This is a genomic window from Tomitella biformata AHU 1821 (assembly GCF_000524475.1).
GTDB lineage: Bacteria > Actinomycetota > Actinomycetes > Mycobacteriales > Mycobacteriaceae > Tomitella > Tomitella biformata.
Genome location: NZ_BAVQ01000036.1, coordinates 117,272 through 137,058 on the forward strand (window position 1 = coordinate 117,272; position 19,787 = coordinate 137,058).

At 68.4% G+C, this 19,787-nt stretch carries 20 protein-coding genes; 11 read left to right on the forward strand and 9 right to left on the reverse strand.

What is annotated here, in order from left to right; genetic code table 11:
* The first annotated feature begins 1 nt into the window (after position 1).
* Genes TBIF_RS12585 through ccsB form a run of 3 tightly spaced genes read left to right on the forward strand, consistent with a single transcriptional unit; the run spans position 2 to position 3,507 of the window.
* Entirely contained in the window at positions 2-808 is an 807-nt protein-coding gene (locus TBIF_RS12585; RefSeq protein WP_024795150.1) for a cytochrome c biogenesis CcdA family protein, read from the forward strand.
* Positions 805-2,484, forward strand: coding sequence for a cytochrome c biogenesis protein ResB (gene resB / locus TBIF_RS12590; RefSeq protein ID WP_024795151.1), 1,680 nt, complete (start codon positions 805-807; stop codon positions 2,482-2,484). The genes TBIF_RS12585 and resB overlap by 4 nt, the downstream gene beginning before the upstream one ends.
* A 15-nt stretch (positions 2,485-2,499) precedes the next feature.
* Positions 2,500-3,507 (forward strand): c-type cytochrome biogenesis protein CcsB, encoded by a 1,008-nt coding sequence (gene ccsB / locus TBIF_RS12595; RefSeq protein ID WP_024795152.1) that lies wholly within the window; start codon positions 2,500-2,502, stop codon positions 3,505-3,507.
* Positions 3,508-3,561: 54 nt separating this feature from the next.
* Here ccsB and TBIF_RS12600 read toward each other — a convergent pair whose 3' ends face one another.
* A complete protein-coding gene (locus tag TBIF_RS12600) occupies positions 3,562-3,741 on the reverse strand; it encodes a hypothetical protein (RefSeq protein ID WP_024795153.1) in 180 nt (59 codons plus the stop codon).
* A gap of 83 nt (positions 3,742-3,824) precedes the next feature.
* Here TBIF_RS12600 and TBIF_RS12605 point away from each other — a divergent pair, with 83 nt between their 5' ends.
* Together TBIF_RS12605 and cds1 are read left to right on the forward strand one after the other, a co-directional pair.
* Positions 3,825-4,142: a DUF4229 domain-containing protein gene (locus tag TBIF_RS12605; RefSeq protein WP_038170964.1), complete on the forward strand. Its 318-nt coding sequence runs from the start codon at positions 3,825-3,827 to the stop codon at positions 4,140-4,142.
* The gene (cds1, locus tag TBIF_RS12610; protein ID WP_024795155.1) at positions 4,142-5,230 is read left to right on the forward strand and encodes an L-cysteine desulfhydrase Cds1; all 1,089 of its coding nucleotides are present in this window, start codon (positions 4,142-4,144) and stop codon (positions 5,228-5,230) included. The genes TBIF_RS12605 and cds1 overlap by 1 nt, the downstream gene beginning before the upstream one ends.
* Here the strand turns inward: cds1 and TBIF_RS12615 are convergent.
* On the reverse strand, positions 5,131-6,372 hold the full coding sequence (locus tag TBIF_RS12615; protein ID WP_235174705.1) for an acyltransferase family protein: 1,242 nt from the start codon (positions 6,370-6,372) through the stop codon (positions 5,131-5,133). The two genes, cds1 and TBIF_RS12615, sit on opposite strands and share 100 nt — an antisense overlap.
* On the reverse strand, positions 6,369-8,177 hold the full coding sequence (locus TBIF_RS12620) for a hypothetical protein (RefSeq protein WP_024795157.1): 1,809 nt from the start codon (positions 8,175-8,177) through the stop codon (positions 6,369-6,371). The genes TBIF_RS12615 and TBIF_RS12620 overlap by 4 nt, the downstream gene beginning before the upstream one ends.
* 77 nt (positions 8,178-8,254) lie before the next feature.
* Between TBIF_RS12620 and TBIF_RS12625 the strand changes: the two genes are divergently transcribed.
* Genes TBIF_RS12625 through TBIF_RS12635 form a run of 3 tightly spaced genes read left to right on the forward strand, consistent with a single transcriptional unit; the run spans position 8,255 to position 9,416 of the window.
* Entirely contained in the window at positions 8,255-8,470 is a 216-nt protein-coding gene (locus TBIF_RS12625; RefSeq protein ID WP_024795158.1) for a hypothetical protein, read from the forward strand.
* A 5-nt stretch (positions 8,471-8,475) separates the two neighbouring features.
* A complete protein-coding gene (locus tag TBIF_RS12630) occupies positions 8,476-8,997 on the forward strand; it encodes a Clp protease N-terminal domain-containing protein (RefSeq protein ID WP_024795159.1) in 522 nt (173 codons plus the stop codon).
* Positions 8,998-9,023: 26 nt separating this feature from the next.
* Positions 9,024-9,416, forward strand: coding sequence for a phage holin family protein (locus TBIF_RS12635; protein ID WP_024795160.1), 393 nt, complete (start codon positions 9,024-9,026; stop codon positions 9,414-9,416).
* On the opposite strand, the gene TBIF_RS12640 is transcribed toward TBIF_RS12635, so the two are convergent.
* Positions 9,417-10,286: a 1,4-dihydroxy-2-naphthoate polyprenyltransferase gene (locus tag TBIF_RS12640; protein ID WP_024795161.1), complete on the reverse strand. Its 870-nt coding sequence runs from the start codon at positions 10,284-10,286 to the stop codon at positions 9,417-9,419.
* A 147-nt stretch (positions 10,287-10,433) separates the two neighbouring features.
* Between TBIF_RS12640 and TBIF_RS12645 the strand changes: the two genes are divergently transcribed.
* The gene (locus tag TBIF_RS12645; protein ID WP_024795162.1) at positions 10,434-10,847 is read left to right on the forward strand and encodes a DUF2628 domain-containing protein; all 414 of its coding nucleotides are present in this window, start codon (positions 10,434-10,436) and stop codon (positions 10,845-10,847) included.
* A gap of 15 nt (positions 10,848-10,862) precedes the next feature.
* Here TBIF_RS12645 and TBIF_RS12650 read toward each other — a convergent pair whose 3' ends face one another.
* Positions 10,863-11,054, reverse strand: a complete 192-nt coding sequence (locus TBIF_RS12650) for a hypothetical protein (RefSeq protein WP_024795163.1) — start codon at positions 11,052-11,054, stop codon at positions 10,863-10,865.
* Positions 11,055-11,985: 931 nt separating this feature from the next.
* On the opposite strand from TBIF_RS12650, the gene TBIF_RS24500 reads away from it, so the two are divergent.
* Positions 11,986-12,918, forward strand: a complete 933-nt coding sequence (locus TBIF_RS24500) for an alpha/beta fold hydrolase (protein WP_024795164.1) — start codon at positions 11,986-11,988, stop codon at positions 12,916-12,918.
* Between the two features lie 17 nt (positions 12,919-12,935).
* On the opposite strand, the gene TBIF_RS12665 is transcribed toward TBIF_RS24500, so the two are convergent.
* The gene (locus TBIF_RS12665; RefSeq protein WP_051461513.1) at positions 12,936-13,454 is read right to left on the reverse strand and encodes a MarR family winged helix-turn-helix transcriptional regulator; all 519 of its coding nucleotides are present in this window, start codon (positions 13,452-13,454) and stop codon (positions 12,936-12,938) included.
* A gap of 97 nt (positions 13,455-13,551) precedes the next feature.
* On the reverse strand, positions 13,552-14,568 hold the full coding sequence (locus tag TBIF_RS12670; RefSeq protein ID WP_024795166.1) for an isopenicillin N synthase family dioxygenase: 1,017 nt from the start codon (positions 14,566-14,568) through the stop codon (positions 13,552-13,554).
* A gap of 101 nt (positions 14,569-14,669) precedes the next feature.
* Between TBIF_RS12670 and TBIF_RS12675 the strand changes: the two genes are divergently transcribed.
* On the forward strand, positions 14,670-17,924 hold the full coding sequence (locus tag TBIF_RS12675) for an AfsR/SARP family transcriptional regulator (protein WP_024795167.1): 3,255 nt from the start codon (positions 14,670-14,672) through the stop codon (positions 17,922-17,924).
* Here TBIF_RS12675 and TBIF_RS12680 read toward each other — a convergent pair.
* On the reverse strand, positions 17,906-18,736 hold the full coding sequence (locus TBIF_RS12680) for an ABC transporter permease (RefSeq protein ID WP_024795168.1): 831 nt from the start codon (positions 18,734-18,736) through the stop codon (positions 17,906-17,908). The two genes, TBIF_RS12675 and TBIF_RS12680, sit on opposite strands and share 19 nt — an antisense overlap.
* Entirely contained in the window at positions 18,733-19,692 is a 960-nt protein-coding gene (locus TBIF_RS12685; RefSeq protein WP_024795169.1) for a daunorubicin resistance protein DrrA family ABC transporter ATP-binding protein, read from the reverse strand. Before TBIF_RS12685 ends, TBIF_RS12680 begins: the two co-directional genes overlap by 4 nt.
* Positions 19,693-19,787 lie beyond the last annotated feature (95 nt).

Genomic DNA, 19,787 nt, shown 5'->3' on the forward strand with positions numbered 1-19,787 from the left:
CATGATCCTTGCCGACGGCGTGGGCGAAGCCTTCAGCACAACGGCAATCAGCGGGCCGCTGCTGCTCGCAGTCCTAGCCTGCGTGGTAGCTGGCCTGGTCTCCTTCGCGTCGCCCTGTGTGGTGCCGCTGGTCCCCGGCTACCTCTCCTACCTGGCCGGGGTGGTCGGCGCAGACGCGCCTGCCGTCACGGCGGCGGAGGCCAAGGCGCAGGCCCGGGCCGGCCGCTGGCGCGTGGCCGGCGCGGCGACGCTGTTCGTCGCCGGCTTCACCGTCGTCTTCGTGCTGCTCACCGCGTCGGTGTTCGGGGCCATCGAGTCCATGACACTCAACCGGGAGCTGCTCGAGCGCATCGGCGGCGTCATCACCATCATCATGGGCCTGGTGTTCATCGGCTTCTTCCCGATGCTCCAGCGGGACACCCGGATGGCGCCCACCCGCTTCACCTCCCTCGCTGGGGCGCCGATCCTGGGCGCGGTGTTCGGCCTCGGCTGGACTCCGTGTCTCGGGCCCACGCTGACCGGCGTCATCTCCGTCGCCGCCGGCACGGAGGGCACGACGGCGGCACGCGGGGTACTCCTGATTTTCGCGTACTGCCTGGGCTTAGGCCTGCCGTTCGTCATCCTGGCGCTCGGCTCGGCCCGCGCGCTGCAGGGTGTCGGATTCCTGCGCAGACACGCGCGGACCATCCAGATCATCGGCGGCGTGATGCTCGTGCTGGTCGGCCTCGCACTGGTCACGGGGATGTGGGCAGTGTTCGTGGACTGGGTACGCATCGCCTTCATCACCGACACGGTATTACCGGTATGACCTCTAAGGAAGGCCCCGAGTTGACTGCTGAGACGACTGCCACGCCGTCGCCCATCCGGCGCGCCGCGGCCACCGTGCGCAACCTGTGGCGATCGCTCACCAGCATGCGCACGGCGCTGGTGCTGCTGTTCCTGCTGGCCCTGGCCGCAATCCCCGGCGCGCTGGTCCCGCAGCGGAGCCTGAACTCGCAAAAGGTCGACCAGTACATCGCCGACCACAAGCACATCGGGCCGCTGTTCGACACGTTGCAGGTTTACAACGTGTTCGGCAGCTCCTGGTTCACCGCCATCTACGTGTTGCTGTTCATCTCCCTCGTCGGCTGCATCACCCCACGCGTGGCCGAGCACTTCCGGGCGCTGCGGACGCCACCGGTCCGGGCCCCGCGCCGGCTGTCCCGGCTGCCGCACCATGCGGAGAGCGAGGTGGAGGGCTCCGCCGAGGAGAACGCGGACACGGTCCGCGCGGCGCTCCGCGGCTGGCGCCAGGAGACTCGCACCGAGCCGGGCGGCGTCATCACGATCTCCGCAGAGCGCGGCTACCTGCGCGAGGCCGGCAACCTGGTTTTCCACATAGCGCTGGTCGGGGTGCTGGTCACGGTCGCGATGGGCAAGATCTTCGGCTATGAGGGCAACGTCATCATCATCGCAGACGGCCAGGGCGGGTTCTGCAACTCCTCGCCGGCGATGTATGACACGTTCCGCGCCGGACTCAAGGAGGACGGCACGGGCTTACACCCCTTCTGCGTCGAGGTGAAGGACTTCAAGGCGGACTACCTGCCGAACGGGCAGGCCGACATGTTCACGTCCAACATCCGATATCAAGCGGAGACGGACCTGGACTCGGGCACCTGGCATGACTACCAGCTCAAGGTGAACGACCCGCTGCGGGTCGACGGCGCCCGGGTCTACCTGCAGGGGCACGGCTTCGCGCCCACCTTCACGGTCACCTTCCCGGACGGCTCGGTTCGCACCAAGACGCTGCAGTTCGCGCCCGAGGAGGTGCAGACGTTCCTCAGCAGCGGCGCAGTCCTGTTTGACCCGCCCGGGGAGCTGTACCCCACCCTGGCCGAGTCGCGGCAGCACCAGATCGCGATCGAGGGCCTGTTCGCCCCCACCGCGGTGTTCGAGGGCACCCTGCTGACGTCGGGCGCCCCGACGATGACGGACCCTGCAGTCGCCATCGATATCTACAAGGGCGACTCCGGCTTGGACAGTGGCCGCGCGCAGTCGATCTTCCGGCTCGATCCCCGCATGATCGATCAGGGGCGGCTGGTCAAGCAGGAGCGGACAAACCTCAGGGCGGGCGAGTCCGTCACGCTCGAGGACGGCACCGTGGTCAGCTTCGACGGCGCGCAGGAGTTCGTGAACCTGCAGGTCTCCTACGATCCGACGCAGGTCTGGGTGCTGGTCTCCGCGGTCACGATGATGGCCGGGATGCTGGTGTCGCTGGTGATCAAGCGGCGGCGTATTTGGGCCCGGATCACCCCGGCGGTCATGGCCGCCGGACCGCCCCCAGATTCTGGGGATGGACCCGATGGCGTTGAACGACGTACCGTAGTAGAGCTTGGCGGACTCGCGCGCACCGACCATGCCGGTTGGGGCGAGGAGTTCACAAAACTGAGTAAGCGACTGCTTGCCGAGGAAACACGAGAAGAGCAGCGTCCGCCCCAGGCGTGACGCGGGAGAAGATTTATGCCTATTAATGAGACGCTCGCGCAGTACAGTGACTTCGCGTTCCGGTCTGCCTTCGGAGTCATAGTCCTTGCGTTAGTCCTGATCCTGTTCTCTTACTCGGCGGTGCGGACCAACGCCATCGTGCAGAAGGACAAGGCGCGCGAGTTCGTGGGCGCCGGCGAGGCTGTCGAGGGGGCCGGGACGGTCCGCCTGGACCCGCCGCCCGTAGATCCGTCGGATCCGGCCGAGCCGGAGCGTCGTCCGCTGTTCGAGCGGCTCGCCAACATGGGCTACGGGCTGACGGTCCTCGGTTTCCTGCTGCTGGCGGGCTCGATGCTGTTGCGCGGCTTCGCCGCCGGACGCATGCCGCTGGGCAACATGTACGAGTTCGTGACGATGACGTGCGTGGTCAGTCTTGGCGTGGGCGTGTGGACCATGCGGAAGCAGGAGAAGCGGCCGTTGCTGGCGTTCATCCTGGTGCCGATCGTGATCCTGGTGTTCATCGCGGGCACGGTCCTGCACACGGAGACCGCCAAGGTGGCCCCCGCCCTGCAGTCCTACTGGCTGCCGATCCACGTCACCGTCATCTGCCTCGGCAGCGGCATCTTCCTGGTCTCCGGCGTGGCCAGCATGCTGTTCCTCTACCGCATCAAATACCCCAAGGGCCAGGAGCCGGACACCCGGTTCGGCCGCTTCGCGGTGAAGTTGCCAGACGCGCAGTACCTCGACCGGTTGGCCTACAAGACCGTCGTCATCGCGTTCCCGATCTTCGGCGCCGGCGTGATCATGGGCGCCATCTGGGCCGAGGCGGCCTGGGGCCGGTTCTGGGGCTGGGACCCCAAGGAGACGGTCTCCTTCATCACCTGGGTCGTCTACGCGGCCTACCTGCACGCCCGGGCCACGGCCGGCTGGCGCGACACCAAGGCCGCCTGGATCAACATCGCCGGCTTCGTGGCGATGCTGTTCAACCTGTTCATCATCAACATGGTGGTCTCCGGCCTGCACTCGTACGCCGGCTTGAACTGACCCGCCCGACATATAGCTGCCCCGGCCTTATCGGCCGGGGCAGCTTTTGTTGTGTCAGGCCTGCGGGGGCTCTTTCCCATCCGGGGTATTCGGGTGGGCGCCCAGATCGCGCAGGAACTCTGGATCGTCATCGGGACCGATGCCACGCGTGGGTCCCGACGACTGAGGGCCGAACGCACGCCACGCCAGGTAGATCAGGGTGGCCAGGCCGATAATGGCCAATAATTGGATCACTGCGCATCTCCTCCTGCCATCTAGCTTAGCCGTGATTGCGGCCCAGCCTCGCCGACGGCGGCGAGGTCGGTAGCCTAGGGGGCGTGAGTGATGAATTGACCGCGCCCGAGGATGCCGGCGCAAAGTCCAGTCTGATCAAGAACCTCGTCCTGTACACGCTGGCCAGGCTGGCGTTGTTCGCCGTGCTGGCGGGGGCGATCTTCTATGTCCCCAGGCTTATCGACGTCAATGTGCCGCTACTCGTCGCGATGGCGTTCGGCCTGCTGCTGTCGCTGCCGATCTCGATGTTCGCGTTCAAGAGCCTGCGCCTGGCCGTGAACGCGGATATCGCCACGGTCGACGCCAAGCGGCGCGAGCAGCGGGAGGACCTGGAGTCCAAGCTGCGGGGCGACCGGGAATAGTGGCCAGGGCCTGGTGTGACAACGCGGTCCGGCTGATCGAGGCGGACGCCTGCCGCAGTGCGGACACCCACCTGCTGCGCTACCCCCTGGCCGAGAGCTGGGCGGGCTCCAATGCGGAGCGTGGCGGCATCCAGCTGTATCTCAAGGATGAGTCGACCCACATCACCGGCAGCCTGAAACACCGGCTTGCGCGGTCGCTGTTCCTGCACGCGCTGTGCAACGGGTGGGTCGGTCCGGAGACCACGATCATCGAGGCCTCCTCGGGCTCGACGGCCGTCAGCGAAGCGTATTTCGCGAAGCTGCTCGGCCTGGACTTCCTGGCCGTCATCCCGCGGCACACCAGCACGGCCAAGGTGGCGCTGATCGAGGCCGCTGGCGGACGCTGCCATTTCGTGGATGACCCGTCCACCATCTATGCGGAGTCTCGCCGCTTGGCCGCCGAGACCGGCGGGCACTACCTCGACCAGTTCACGAACGCCGAGCGGGCGACGGACTGGCGAGGCAACAACAACATCGCGGAGTCGATCTTCGACCAGCTCGCCAATGAGGACCATCCGGTGCCGGAGTGGGTCGTCGTGGGTGCGGGCACCGGGGGCACCAGCGCCACCATCGGGCGGTTCCTGCGCTACCGCCGCCATGACACCCGGCTGTGCGTGGTGGACCCGGAGGGCTCGGTGTTCTACGACGCGTGGGCGGGCGGCAACAGCGCGCTCACCTCCGCCCAGGGCTCCCGCATCGAGGGCATCGGCCGGCCCCGGGTGGAGCCGTCCTTCGTCTCCGCCGCGGTGGACCACATGGTCCAGGTGCCCGACGCGGGCTCGATCGCCGCGGCCCGGCATGGCAGCGCCGCGTTGGGCAAGAAGCTCGGCGGCTCCACCGGCACCAACCTGTGGGGCGCGTTCCAGCTCATCGCGGAGATGGTCGAGACTGGCCGCACTGGCAGCGTCGTCACCCTGCTGTGTGATGGCGGCGAGCGCTACTCGGACACCTACTTCGACGACGCCTGGGTGGCTAGCGAGGGCATCGAGCTGTCCGGCTCGACCGCGGTGCTGGCGGAGTTCGCGGCGACGGGCGTCTGGACCGGCTGAGCCCTGGCCTGCTTGTTAGGGCGCTTCCGGTTCGGGCGCATCGTCAGCCGGTGCAGGCCCCACGCCAGGGGAACACTGGCCATGAGCGTGATCTCAAAGACGCCGAACCAGTTCCCGGTGAATGGCTGGAAGCCGAGCAGTTCCATGACGAACTCCATGACCAGCAGGTGCACCAGGAACAGCTCGTAGGAGATCTCGCCGAGCCACACCATCGGCCGCCAGGACAGCGCCCGCGAGTACCAGGTGGGGGTGCCCGCGACCAGCGGGAGCATCAGCAGCGTCGCGATCACCAGGTCCAGCAGCGACTTCGTGACCGCGTGGGTGACGTCGAACGGCATGATCGTCGGCTCGCCCGCGAGTCCGGTGCAGGCCACCGCGAACGCCGCCGCCGCGCCGGTCAGGGACCCCACCGTCAGCCACACTCCGCCGCGACCCTGGATCCGCGGCGCGAGCAGCGCCAGCAGCATCCCGCCCGCGAACCAGCCGATGAAGCTGGGCAGCCACAGCTGGGCGGTGACGTCGACGGGCACCGCGGCATAGAACCAGTCGCTGTGGGTGAGGACGATCCAGCCCACGCTCAGCGCGATCAGGCCCGTCAACGCCGCAGCGGCCACCCCTGTGCGGGGCCTGCGCCGGCACAGCCCCACGATGATGAGCCAACCGATCAACGGCAGGACCAGGTAGAACGCGACCTCGACGGCCAGGCTCCACATCTGGGTGAGGGAGACGTGCAAGTTGCCGTAGCCGTAGATCTGCGTGAGCGTCATATTCCGCAGGAAGCCGTCCCAACCGCCGCCGAACGGTCCGGCGTCCCGGCGGAGGTACACCAGGTAGACGACGATGACGACGATCCAGTACGAGGGCAGAATGCGGCGGGCCCGGCGATAGAAGTACGTGCCCAGCACCGGGGTGGACCGGCCCGAGTCGGCGACCGCCACCCACGGCTTGAATAGCAGGTAGCCGGAGAGCACGAAGAAGATCGGGACGCCGATCTCGAGCCGAGCGAAGAAGTAGCCGAGGGTGTCGGTGGTGTAGTTGCCGGTCCAGAACGCGGCGTGGGAGATCACCACGAGGACGGCGGCGACGGCCCGTAGGCCGGTGAGGGAGTCGATATAGTGCCGGATGATTGGGCTATGGCTCACTTGGCCTCCACCGGTGTCACCGCGCCGAGCGGGCCAGCGCCGACGCACATGTTGAGGTCCGGCGTGACCGCCGAGACCTGGACGGAATAGCCGCCGCCGATCATCCGGACGTAGACGGTGTTCAGTCCACCGGTGACCGGCACCGTGACGGGCTCGCCGTTCTGCATGGACACCTCGACGAGGCCGTCGCGGTTGGCGAGATAGTTCAGCTGCGCGGTCCACTCCCACTCGAGGACGGGCTGGTCGAGCTCGAGCGTCGCGTCGGCGCCCGGCTCGAACTCCACCGCAGCCCCGGTCACGCGCGTGCCGCAGTCCGGGACGGGGCCGTCGAGCATCGTGCGGACCGGCGCCACCTGCGCCGGGACCAGGTGGCCATCGTCGTCGAACATATGCAGCTTGTCCGTCCAGTCCTCGAACGGCGGGCGGTCGCGCAGCGGCCCGAAGAGGTTGCGGGTCTCGTTGTTGGGGGAGGCCACCGGCAGCAGCACCCAGATGGACACGGGCTGGCTGAGCAGCGGGGTGCCGGTGTTGGCGGCGAGGGCCCGCGTCGCGTTGTGGACATAGTCGACGGTGGGATTCTCCCGCCAGCGCTCCATGAAGGTGGCCGTGGACCACAGGCTGCTGGCGACGAAGAGCAGGGTGAGCACCCCGGCGACCGCAGGCTGCGGGGCGAGCCTCTGGGGCTCGCGTCGGGGTGCCGTGGCGATGATGGCGAGGGCGATGGCGAACACCACGGCGCCGTCCGCGACGTAGCGCAGCGTCTGGGCGATCTCATAGGCGGTGCCCTCGCTGCTGCGGGTCAGCGCCATCGCCAGCTGCGAGCCGAGCGTGTACGCGCCGAAGGCGGGCCAGACCCAGCCGATGTTCCGGTGGCGCACCAGCGTGCCCGCCACGACGGCCGCCAGGGCTAGCCAGGCCAGCACGATCAAGACGGTGGACGGTGTGGCCCACGGCGGGCTGGGCGGCCACCGGTCCCACGTCCACGGCCCGCCGACCAGCGTGGGGACAAGGCCCCTGGACGTGCCATGCTCCAGCAGGCCCGGGAGCATGTCGAGGTGGCCGAGGGTGAGGCGGGAATCGACGCGCGTGAGGTAGACCGCAGCCCACCCGAGCAGCACCACTAGCGCCGGCAACCACAGCTTCGCGCCCGCCCGGGCGGTGGCGCGCAGCGACTGCGGGGCGCCCGCCGCGCGGGCCAGCAGCCACACGACGGCGAACGCGACGAACGGGACCAGCGCGGCCTTCTCGAAGAACAGGAGCGAGCCGAGGAAAACTAGAGTGCCAGTCACCGCGTAGCGCGTGCGGCCGGTGCGCTGGAGCAGGATCGCGTCGCCGGCGACCCACGCCAGGGCGATCTGGAACGGCAGCTGGTTCAGCCCGTTGGCCCACCACGCGAAGGACGGCAGCGTCAGCGGCGAGAACAGATAGAACGCGAGCGGGATCAGCAGGGCGGGCCGCCAGCCCATGATGAGCTTGAGCAGCCGCAGCACCGAGAGGGAGGCGAGCGCCTGCATCGCGATGAGGGTCAGGGCCGGGAGGGCCCAGTTCAGCGGCGCGATCTTGGTGGTGATCCCGGCGAGCAGGAAGGCGCCGGGCATCAGGTGCCCGTCGTGGTCGTAGAGCAGGAAGTCCAGCGACAGCAGCGGCATCGCGCCGGAGCGGCTGATGAGGATCAGGTCGTCCCAGTAGAAGAAGCCGTCCGCCGCGACCCAGGATCGCACCGCGATCTGGAGGGCGATGAGCGCCAGCGCGGCCGAGAGAACGTGGCGGGCACCGAGTTGAGTCTTTGTTCCGCTAATGGCCACGGTCGGCCAGCCTATCCCAGAAATCAATCTGTCAACTTTCCTTGACGCCTACCTGATGTCAACGTAAATTGACAGATGTGAGCGAAGAGAGCGAATTGGCCCAGGCGGCGGCCAGCGCCGACCCCGCGACGGGGTTGCGGGCAGTGCGTGCGCTGCGCCGGCTCACCGAGCGGCTCGAGTCGGTCCAGGTGGACGCGGCGCGCGCCAACGGGTGGTCCTGGCAGGCGATCGCGGAGGAATTGCAGGTCAGCCGCCAGGCCGTCCATCAGAAGCACGGCAAGAGAAAGAGGTAGCGGTGATGTTCGAGAAATTCACGAAGGCCGCGCGCGACACGGTCACCACTGCGATGGCGGAGGCGACGGCGACGCACAGTCCGGATGTTGGCCCCCGACACCTGCTGTTGGGGATCCTCACCGCGGGCGCGACGCCGGCCCGGGAGGTCCTCGAGGGCGTGGGACTTGACGCTGCGGCGGTGCGCGCAGACATCCGCCGGGACATCGAGCTGGGGGAGTCCGACGCGGAGGCGCTCAGATCGATCGGCATCGACCTCGACGCAGTGCGGGCGAACCTGGGAGAGCCACTGGAGCCGTCGCACACGGGGCGGGCGAAGAGGCCGTCGTTCGGCCGGGACGCGAAGAAGGCGCTGGAGCTCTCACTGCGGGAGGCGGTGCTGCGCAAGGACCGCGCGATCACCGCCGAGCACCTGCTGCTCGGGATCCTGCGCGGCGGCGAGGCCCGGACGGCGCGGCTGATCGCAGAGCACATCTCCGCGCGGGAGCTGCGGGATGCGCTGATCGGCTCGATGGGCAATGCCGCCTGATCGGCGCGTGGCAGGATGGGCGGATGATCCCATTTCTGGCCAGAGTCGCCACCACCGCCGTCGCGATCTGGGCGGCCGCCTCGTGGCTTAGCGGCATCACCGTGGACACCAACGATCATGGCACGTGGGCGAGCATCGGCATCTACCTGCTGGTGGCGCTGGTGTTCACGCTGATCAACATGTACGTCAAGCCCCTCGTGACGCTGCTCTCGCTGCCACTGCTGATCCTCACGCTGGGGCTGTTCTACCTGGTGGTGAACGCCCTGATGCTGCTGCTCGCCGCCTGGGTCACGCAGAAGCTCGGCTGGGGCCTGGAGGTCGACGGGTTTTGGACCGCGGTCGGCGGCGCGATTGTCATCGCCATCGTCAACATGGTGCTCTCCGCGCTGATCCCGGACAAAATCGACGGCCGGCGGTAGTCAGCCCAGGCCCAGGGCGAGCCCCGTCGCGATCGACCACACCAGCATCGCCAGGCCGGTGTCGCGCAGCGCGGGGATCAACGCCATCCCGAGCCCGCCAGAGCGGACGGGTGCGTAGGCACGGGCGGCGAGCGGCAGCGCGAGGACCCCGAACAGCGCCCACGGCGTGCGGACGACGAGCGCCAGCGTCATGACGAATGGGAGCACGAGCAGGGCCAGGAACGCCAGGCGAGTGCGGGCATCGCCCAGCCGCACCGCCAGGGTGATCTTCCCGGTTTCCGAGTCCGTCGCGATATCGCGCAGGTTGTTCGTCACCAGCACCGCGCTGGAGAAGCAGCCGACGGCGATCGCGCCAACCAGCCCGGCCCACTCCACGCGCCCGGCCTGCACAAACTGGGTGCCCAGCACCGCGACGAGGCCGAAGAACACGAACACCGCGATCTCGCCGAAGCCCAGGTAGCCGTACGGGTTCTTGCCGCCGGTGTAGAACCACGCGCCGACGATGCACACCGCGCCGATGAGGATCAGCCACCAGGCGCTGGCCAGCGACAGTGCCAGGCCAGTGACGGCGGCGACGCCCAGGAACGACGCGGCCGCGTACTTCACCGAGCTCGGTGACGCCAGGCCCGAGCCGGTCAGCCGCAGCGGGCCGACGCGCTCGTCGTCCGTGCCGCGGATGCCGTCGGAGTAGTCGTTCGCGAAGTTCACGCCGAGGATCAGCGCGACTGAGACCAATAGTGCCAACAGCGCCTTCCACCAGACGAACCCGTCGATGGACGCCGCGGCCCCGGTGCCCACGAGCACGGGGGCGATTGCGTTGGGCAGCGTCTTGGGGCGTGCGCCCTCGATCCATTCAGCGGTGGTGGCCATGCCCACGAGTCTTTCAGGGGCTAGTTGTTTGCGCGCAACCGGTGGTTGTTTCATGCACAACAAGATCCGGCCGGGATCGGGTCGGTAGTCTGGAGCGGTCGGAGCCAGCGCCCGATGTGAACCCGAAGGAATCCGGAGGCAAGACGCGTGACCTACCGCAAGCTCGACCCCTTGCTGCTCGAAGGCGTCGGCAAGGTCAGCGACAAGTGGCAGTTCAAGTTCCGCTTCTTCGCCAAGCACGGCGTCCCCGGATTGACGAAGACCACGCCGGAGACGCGGGCCGAGTTCGCCAAACTGAGCCTGAACCAGCGTCGGATTCTGGCCTTCAACTTCCCGGCGTTCTTCTTCAGCTTCATCTACCTGCTGATCCTGGGCCTGTGGAAGAAGGCCATCACCCTTTGCGTGCTGGGAGTGGTGATCTCGGCGATCACCTGGCAGCTCACGCTCCCGCAGTCTGTGGAGTTCGGGCTGAGCGTGGCGCTGGTCGCGTTCGTGGCCGCCCGCGCCAACATGTACTACTACGACCTGATGGTGCGGGTGGAGCAGACCTGGTGGCTGTGATCGCCGCGTGCTCGTTCACAGCGGACGGCTCCCGGTGTGCCCGGCAATCCGATTGATCCACCGCAGCGTTCGCCGGGCGCTGGTCACCAGCGCCGGCAACCGGGGCAGCGTGAGGACGATAGCGATCATCGTCGCGAGATGTCCGGAGAGCGCTTGCCCGACGGCCATGACCGCGCCGAACGACAGATAGGTGACCGCCGCGAACACCGCTGATTTCTTGCCTCACGTTGAGCGAGCCGATTGTCCACATCGGGGACGCCGCGAGGACGACGATCACGCCAATATTGAACCGCAAAGGGCCATGTGTAGCAGCGATCGGAGGGGATCGCGTCCCCGCGTGGGCTCAGTCCAATGCTGTGCATGGCGGCAACGATCCGGTGCTGGTGTCGCGCGCTAGCGTGCTCGGAAGTTGTTGAGCCGTCCGCTCAACAATGTGGTCGATCAGGTCGGGGACGGTGGTTCCGAGCGCATGGCCGAGGCCGACCAGGGTCTTTAGCCGGGACAGTCCCTTTGCCTCCCACAGCGACCCAAGTCCCTTTTCGTGGCATCCGGTCGGAGTTGTAGGCCGGGATCCAGCTGCCTGTCGGAATCATTTTGATCATCCCGGCGAGGGTGGTGTTTAGTGTGGAGCAGACGGGATGCGAGAGTCTTCGATTGTCGAGGTATTCGATGACCCCGTGGGTGCCGCCGGCGTCGTCGGTGCGGACCAGCACCTATCTGCTCGACCTGGTGTTGACGGGCCGCCGCAGCGCGGCGACCGATTCTCCTGTGTTGGCATTGTCGTGATCGACGAACGACAGGAGCGGAAGGTACGGGCTTGTAGAGTTGCTCACCAGGATGGTGCTCCCTATTTCGGAGATTGTTGAACCGTCGCAAGTTCTATTGTCCCTGTCCAGGGTGTCATTCTTCTGATTTTCGGAGGTTGTCGCTATATCAGCGTGGAAGCCAGGGGCTACTATCGTTTCCGAGGACGTCTACCCGACTGAGAAGGCCGCTCCGGCGGCCGTCGCACATCGAGTCAGTGCCACGGTTGCCGAGGGCGCTGGCATTTCGAAATTCGCCGCGCTGAGTCGGGTACAGGAACCGCCCCGGCAAGGGAGTCCCAGTGAACGCGCCACGAACGATAATTGTCATCGCGGTGCTCGCCGCGCTCGGGCTGACGGTGTCCAGCGCTGTGGTGATCACGAGCGAAGCAGCGAACGCCTCGAATGCGACGTCGACGCAGGCCGCTGAATCGCAGAACCCGCGCTCGGGAACGTACGCGGGGCAGATCGCGATCGGCCACGGCCGCGAGCTCTATCTGCAGTGCGCGGGCGAAGGCGGGCCGACAGTGCTGCTGGAGTCCGGCATCCACGATTCATCGGATACCTGGACCTCCAGCGACACGGAGGCGGCACCGGTTTTCGCCGAGGTCTCCACGTACACGCACGTGTGCATGTACGACCGGCCCGGCACGGTGCGCTACACCGATCCGCCCGCGTTGACGACCCGGAGCACCCCGGTTGCGATGCCGCGCACGCTGGTCAGCATGGTCTCCGACCTGCATGAGCTGTTGGCGGCGGCCCAAATTCCCGGTCCGTATCTGCTGGTCGGGCACTCGTACGGCGGCATGATCGTGCGCTCGTTCGCCCAGACGTGCCCCTCGTCCACGGCCGGGCTCGTGTTCGTGGATGCATTCGGCCCGAACATCAAGCAACTGTTCGACGCCCAGTGGCCCGACTACGCCGAGACGCTCAACAAGCCGGGGACCGCGCTCGACAATCAGCCTGACTGGGAAACGGTTGACGCGGACGAGGCGATCAGCGCCATCCAGAACGGCGGCCCGCTGCCGGAGGTTCCTGCCGCCGTGATCAGCAAGACCGAACCGTTTGGTGTCTCACCCACGGTTCCGGCCACATTGACCCAGACCCTGGAACAAGCGTGGCCGCGGGTGCAGGATGCTCTGGTCACGCTTGAGCCGAACACGCCCCACGTGTTCGCAACAGGCAGTGACCACTATGTGCAGGTCCGCGACCCTGACCTCACCAGCGGCATGATCCGGTTGATCCTTGAGCGCGTTGCACGGCGTTGACGAGCGGGCCGCGTTGGTCAACGGGGGCTTGCCGCGAAGGCTGGCATCTCGAGCGCGACGGGCTGTGTCTTGCTGTGCGCGGCGTCGAGCCGAGCAAAGAAGCGCGCCAGCGCCTCGGCCTCGTCGGGCCGGATCAGCTCCGTGAAGTAGCGGCGGATGCCGTCCGCGTGCACGTCGGAGGCGACGCGCAGGGTGGCCGCGCCGCTCTCGGTAAGCCTCACCCGCACGCCTCGTCGGTCGCTCGCCACCCGCAGTCGGGTGACCAGCCCGCCCTGCTCCAGCCGATCGACGACGCGGGTGAGTCCGCTCGTGGTCACCAGTACGCCCTTCGCGATCTCACCGATTCGCAGCGTGTTCTCGGGGGCCTCGTGCAGGCGCAGGAGCACGTCGTACTGCGCGAGAGTCAGCCCAGTGGCCTCCTGCAGGTCGTCGCCCATCTTGCCGAGGATGGCGCTGTGCGAGAACATCAGGTCCCGCCACGTCCGCATGCTCGCGGGGTCGGGGGCGGCCATCGTGCAGCCCGATTCCTCGGCCATTGAGGTCCTCCTGAAGGTCCAATGTGAATAATTTGCGCTCGCAAGTAATTACGCGTCGGACGCCCTCAGTATTCCCCCGGGTCCCTCGGCGCTCACGTCACAGCGTCGACAGGTCCACGCCCATGAGGTCCTGGTGGTGCGCGGCCGTCACGTCCGGGTGCGCGCGCAGTCGGGCCTTGAGCTCGTTGAGCCCATAGGTCGCGTGCAGCGGGTTGTCCGGATTCTCGGTGACTCCGCACGCCTCGGCAGCCAGCTCAGGCGGCAGCTCCAGTGTGGGGAACGACGCGGCGCGGGACGGGTTGAAGAAGAAGGGCATCGAGTAGCGCTCGGTGCCGGGCGCGGGCGGCAACACCCGGTGCATCGTCGCCTTGAGGTAGCCGTTGGTCGCGATCTCGAGCATCTCGCCGATGTTGACGATGAGGTGTCCGGGAATGGGGCTCACGTCGATCCAGCCGCCGTCGCGCTCGACCTGCAGGCCGTCACCGCCCTGCTCCACGTGCAGCAGGGTCAGCACGCCCGGGTCGTTGTGACTGCCCACGCCCTGGGCGGTGACGGACTGATCGTGGCCCGGGTAGCGGACGACCTTGAGCAGGGTCGACGGGCGGTCGAAGAAGGACGGGTCGAAAACGCCCTCGTCCTGGCCCAGTGAGCGGGCCCAGGCGCGCATCAGCGTGAATCCGACCTCGATGGCCCGCTCCTGGTACTCCAGGACCAGCCCGCGCAGCTCCGGGACGGCCGTCGGCCACTGGTTCGGCCCGACGAGCACGTCCCAGGGCCCCTTCCAGGACTCGCGGGGCCGAAGCTCGCGCTCGTCGCCGAAGTCCATCTGCTCCCGCCAGTCGATCTTGCCCTCGGTCCGCTCGTTGCCCACCGGCGTGTAGCCGCGGTATTGGGCGCTGCGGACGATATCGATCCTCTTCTTCTCGGCCTCGTCCAGGGCGAAGAACTTCCGCGACGCGGCGATGATGTCCGTCGTCAGCTGCGGGTCGATGCCGTGTCCGGTGAGGTAGAAGAAGCCGACTTCGTGGGTGGCGTCGCGCAGGGCGGCGACCATCTCCGGGTTGTCGATGTCTGACAGGTCGATGATCGGCAGTGCTGATCCTGAGCTAGCCATGATTCCTCCGAAGCTTGAAAACCAACATCAAATCTAGCAGTGCTCAGACGGTAAATGCCCAGCGTGGGCGGGTAGCCGAATACGATGGCAGGATCGTGGTGATGCAATTGGGAGAGTCGACGCAGGTGGGGTTGCTCGGTGCGGTCTCTGTGCGGCGGGATGGGGTGCTGACGCCGGTTCCAGGCGGCCGGGCGCGGACGGTCCTCGCCGCGCTCGCGCTGGACCCTGGCCGGTTCCGAAGTGCGGCGGGGCTGATCGAGGACATCTGGGGCGAGACTGCGCCGCGGGATCCGATGAATGCACTACACACGCAGATATCCCGCCTGCGGGCTGTGCTGCCCGAGGGTGCGATCGAGGCCGGTCCCGCGGGCTACCGGCTGGCCCTCGGACGCGCCGCTGTCGACCTCGCCACCGCGCAAGACCAGGTCGTCCAGGCCGAGGCCGCGCACCGCGCGGGTAAGCATGAGGCGGCGTTGGATCTGTTGGAGGACTCCGCCCGGCTATGGCGCGGCGAGGCCGGCGCAGATCTGGCGGACGCCGAGTTGGCGGCGCAGCTCCGCGCCGTCGTGGCGGGCTTACGGCAGCGGCTCGACGGCCTCCTCGTCGAGGCGCGGCTCTCGGCCGGCCGATACGCGGAGGCGCTGCCGAGCCTGGCGGAGCGGTGCGAGCTGGACCCCGTCGACGAGCACGCGCACGGCCAGCTGATGCGCTGCCTGTGTGCGCTGGGGCGGAGCAATGAGGCGATCGCGCTGTTCGCCACCCTGCGGGAGCGGCTGGCGGAGCGGCTGGGCGTGGACCCCTCGGACGAGCTGGCGCGGCTGCACCTGCAGATCCTGCGGGGCGAGCTCGCACCCCGGCCCGCGGGGCTGCGCTCGGGGCCGAACCCGTTGCTGGGCCGCGAGGCGGATATCGCCCGGCTGGGGGACCTGCTCGACAGCTCTCGGGTGGTGACGATCCTCGGGCCGGGCGGGATGGGCAAGACGCGCATCGCGAACGAGCTGGGCCTGGCGGCCGCCGCGGGCCGGGCGGTCACGCTCGTCGAGCTGGTCGGCGTGCGCAGCGGTGCGGATGTGCCGGGCGCTGTCACCGCCGCGCTGGGCCTGAGCGAGGTCGAGATCGCGCCGGACAGCATCCTGCGCGGGCGCGGGCGGGATGCGCGGGCGGTGTTGCGTTCGGCATTGGCGGTGCGGCCGACGCTGCTGATCCTGGACAACTGCGAGCACGTCGTGGAGGACTGCGCGGACCTAGCCGCCGAGCTCATAGCGTGGTGCCCGGAGCTCACGGTGCTGACGACCAGCCGTACCCCGCTGCAGATCGCGGGGGAGGCGGCCTACCCGCTTCCGCCGCTGCTGATCAAGGAAAGTGGCTCTCCCGCAACCGATCTCTTCATCGCGCGGGCCACGGCGGTGCGGCCCTCGGTGCGGCTGGACCCCGCGGCGGTGGCGCAGTTGTGCCACACCCTCGACGGCCTGCCCCTGGCCATCGAGTTGGCGGCGGCGCGCGTGCGCACGATGAGCGTGGAGCAGATCAACGAACGGCTGACGGACCGCTTCACCCTGCTGCGGGGCACCGACCGGACCTCCCCTGACCGGCATCGCACGCTGCACGCGGTGATCGACTGGAGTTGGGACCTGCTGGCGGAGCCGGAGCGCGCCGCGCTGCGCAGGCTGTCCGGATTCCCGGGCGGCTTTACTCGGTCCGCGGCGGCAGCGGTGGTGGGCGGGGCCGGCGCGCTGGACGTCGATGCGGCGCTGGAGGGCCTGGTCAACCAGTCGCTGCTCGAGGTGACGGAAAGCCCAGCGCCAGTGGGGATCAGGTATCACATGCTGGAGACCGTGCGGGAGTACGGACAAGAGCGGCTGGCCGCGTCGCCAGCTGAGGCCGCGGAGGTCGCACGGCTGCGCGCCCAGTGGGCGGCGGGGCATGCCGCGGAGTTATTCGAGGCGCTGACCTGCGGCGACCAGGTCTCGGCGATGGCCCGGACGGAGAGCGAGCACGAAAACCTGCTGGACATGCTGCGCTGGACCGTGGAGGGCGGGCAGACCGCGTTGGCGCTGCCGCTGTACTCGGTGCTGGGGCTGTACTGGTCGGTCCGCGGCGCGCACTCCGAGGCAGGTTCCTGGGCGCATCGCGTTCTCGAGATCAGTGGGCGGCCAACAGCTTTCGCCGATGCGGAGCCGGCGTTCGTGCTCGCCAGCCAAATCATCGTCGCGGGCTATCTGTATGTCTCCGAGGATCTGCGGGGCGCGATGCGGGCGCGGGGCGTGGTGCGCCGGGTGCTGAGGGCCGACGCCGCTGCCGCGACTTCGACGATCAGCCCGTCGATGCGGCTGCTGGGCGAGGTCTTGTTGTCCGGCAACGGATCCGGCGGTGTCGTGTTGGGGCGTCTACTCGCCCGCGGCGTCCGCTCGCCCGATCTTGCCGAGCGGTGCCTGGCGCATGTGCTGCGCGCGAACTCGCAGGAGAACGCGGGCAACCGGCGGGCCGCCCGCCGGGACACGGAGCGTGCATTGGATCTCGCCCGCCAGCGCGGCGACAGGTGGGCGGAGGGGATGGCCTCGCAGATGCTCGGCCAGCTCAGCAGCCAGGTCGGGCACTACGAGGAGTCCGTCGGGCACTACCGATCGGCGGGGGCGATCCTCTGGGAGCTGCGGGCCTATGAGGAGAGCGCGCAGGTCCGCGGGGTGACCGCAGCCGCTCTGGTCGGCGCCGGACGGCCGAGAGAGGGGCGGGCGGAAGCGCTTGCGGCGCTGGAGGTCTCCGCGGTGCTGCCCTCCGGCACCGCAGCCGGCGAGCGGCGCGGCTCCGAGTACGAGGCGGCGGTGACCGGCGCGCTGGCCGAGGCCGATCTGGCGGAGGGACTCGTTGACAGCGGGCTCGAGCGCTACCGCCGGGCCGTCGGGCTGTGCCGGGACGAGGACGGCGGCAACTTCGTCGGGCCGTATGCCGTGTTGATCACCTCGGCCGCAGTCTGCGCGCATGTCGACGCGGGCCGACTCAGCGAGGCCAGAGACATGCTGGGGGAGATGCTGGGCTCGGAACACGGTGCCACCGAGGCCCAGCGCCAATATGTCGACGTGCCGATCATGGGCGCCATGCTGATGGCGACGGCCGCTGTGGAGATCGCCTCTGGCGCCGCCCGGGCGGCCCGAGCCCTCGGACTGGCCGTCGCGTTGGGCTCCCGGCAGGACTACCCGGCGCTGCGGCACGAGCGGTGGATGGCGGCGGCCCGCCTGGCGCTCGGCGACGAAGTGGTCGACGCCGAGCTCAGGCGGGCCGCCGGACTGCCCCGCAGGGTGGCTCTGGCCGAGGTGGGCCGGGAGCTGGACCGGTGCCGTCAGGCCTTGCGCATGTAGGTCCGCACGGTGATCGGTGCCACCACCGCCACCACGACGGCGGCGCCCACGAGCGCCCACACCACGTCCATCCCGAAGTGCCCGTTGTTGGCAAGCTCGCGGACGGCACTGACCAGGTGTGAGACGGGGTTGACGTTGACGAAGCCCTGCAGCCAGCCCGGCATGGTCTCCACCGGGACGAACGCGTTGGACATGAAGGTCAGCGGGAACAGGATCAGCATCGACGTGCCCTGCACCGCGGAGGCCTTGTTCATCATCACGCCCATGAACGCGAAGATCCAGCTGATCGCCCAGGCGCACGCGATCACGAGCAGTCCTGCGGCGATGACGCCGACCACGCCGCCGCCGCCGGGGCGGTAGCCCATGGACAGGCCCACGATCACCGTGATGACGGTCGCGATGCCGTAGCGGACGACGTCGGCCAGCAGCGCGCCCGACAGCGGGGATATGCGCGAGATGGGCAGCGACTTGAAGCGGTCGAACACGCCCTTGTCCATGTCCTCGCGCAGCTGGGTGCCGGTGACCATGGAGGTGGTGATGACGGTCTGCACGAGGATGCCGGGGATGATGACGGGCAGGTAGCTGGCGATGTCGCCGGAGATCGCGCCGCCGAAGATATAGGTGAACATCAGCGTGAAGATGATTGGCTGGATCACCACGTCGACGAGCTGCTCGGGATTGTGCTTGATCTTGAGCAGCCCGCGATAGGCCATGGTGCGGGTGTGCGCGAGGGTCTGCGCCAGCGTGACCCGCTTCGCGGCGGGGGATTCGGTGGGGGATTTGGTGGGCCGGGTCAAGACAGTGGTGGTCATGCCGCGCTCCTGTCATTCTGGGTTCCGGTGATGGCGAGAAAAACCTCGTCGAGGCTGGGCTTCTGCAGGGCGAGCTCGCTGACCTCGATGCCGTGCTCGCGCAAGTGGATCAGCAGCTCGGGGGCCTTGGAGGGGTCCGTCATCGGCGCGGTGAGCTTGCCGGACTCGGCCGCGGCGCCGATCTCGGTCTGCAACGCGGAGCCAAGGAGCGCGCGCGCCAGGTTGGACTGCGACGGATCGGCCAGGACCAGCCGCAGGGAGGAAAGCCCGACGGACGCCTTGAGCTCGTCGGCGGTGCCGTCCGCGACGAGCTTGCCGTTGTCGATGACGCCGATGCGGTCCGCAAGCTGGTCCGCCTCGTCGAGGTACTGGGTAGTCAGCAGGACAGTGGAGCCGTCGTCGACGAGCCGTCGGATGGTCTCCCACATTTGAGCGCGAGCATGGGGGTCCAGGCCCGTGGTCGGCTCGTCCAAATACAACAGCGGCGGGGCCGAGATCAAGCTCGCCGCGAGGTCCAGGCGCCGGCGCATGCCGCCGGAGAAATTCTTCAGCGGCCGGGTGGCGTCCTCGGTGAGCGAGAACTCGTCAAGCAACTCGGCGGCCTTGCGCTTCGCGTCGCGCCGGCTCAGGCCCAGCAGACGGGAGAAGATGATGAGGTTCTCGGTGGCGCTGAGGTCCTCGTCGACCGACGCGTACTGCCCGGTGACGCCGATCAGCGAGCGGACCTGGGTGGGCTCGCGGACCACGTCGTGGCCGAAGATGCGGGCAGAGCCCGAGTCCGGGCGCAGCAGCGTCGCGAGCATGCGGATGGTGGTGGTCTTGCCAGCGCCGTTGGGGCCGAGGACCCCGTAAACGGAGCCGGCGGGCACGGTCAGGCTGATGCCGTCGACGGCGCGGAAGTCGCCGAAGGTCTTGACCAGATTCTCCGCCTCGATGGCGGGTGTGGTGTTGTTCATGACGGCCACTGTGCCCAGAGCCGCTTGCAGACTGCTTGCACCGGGACGGCTGCTCTTGCAAGGCGGGTGCATGCGCGCGAACGGACCCTTCGCGC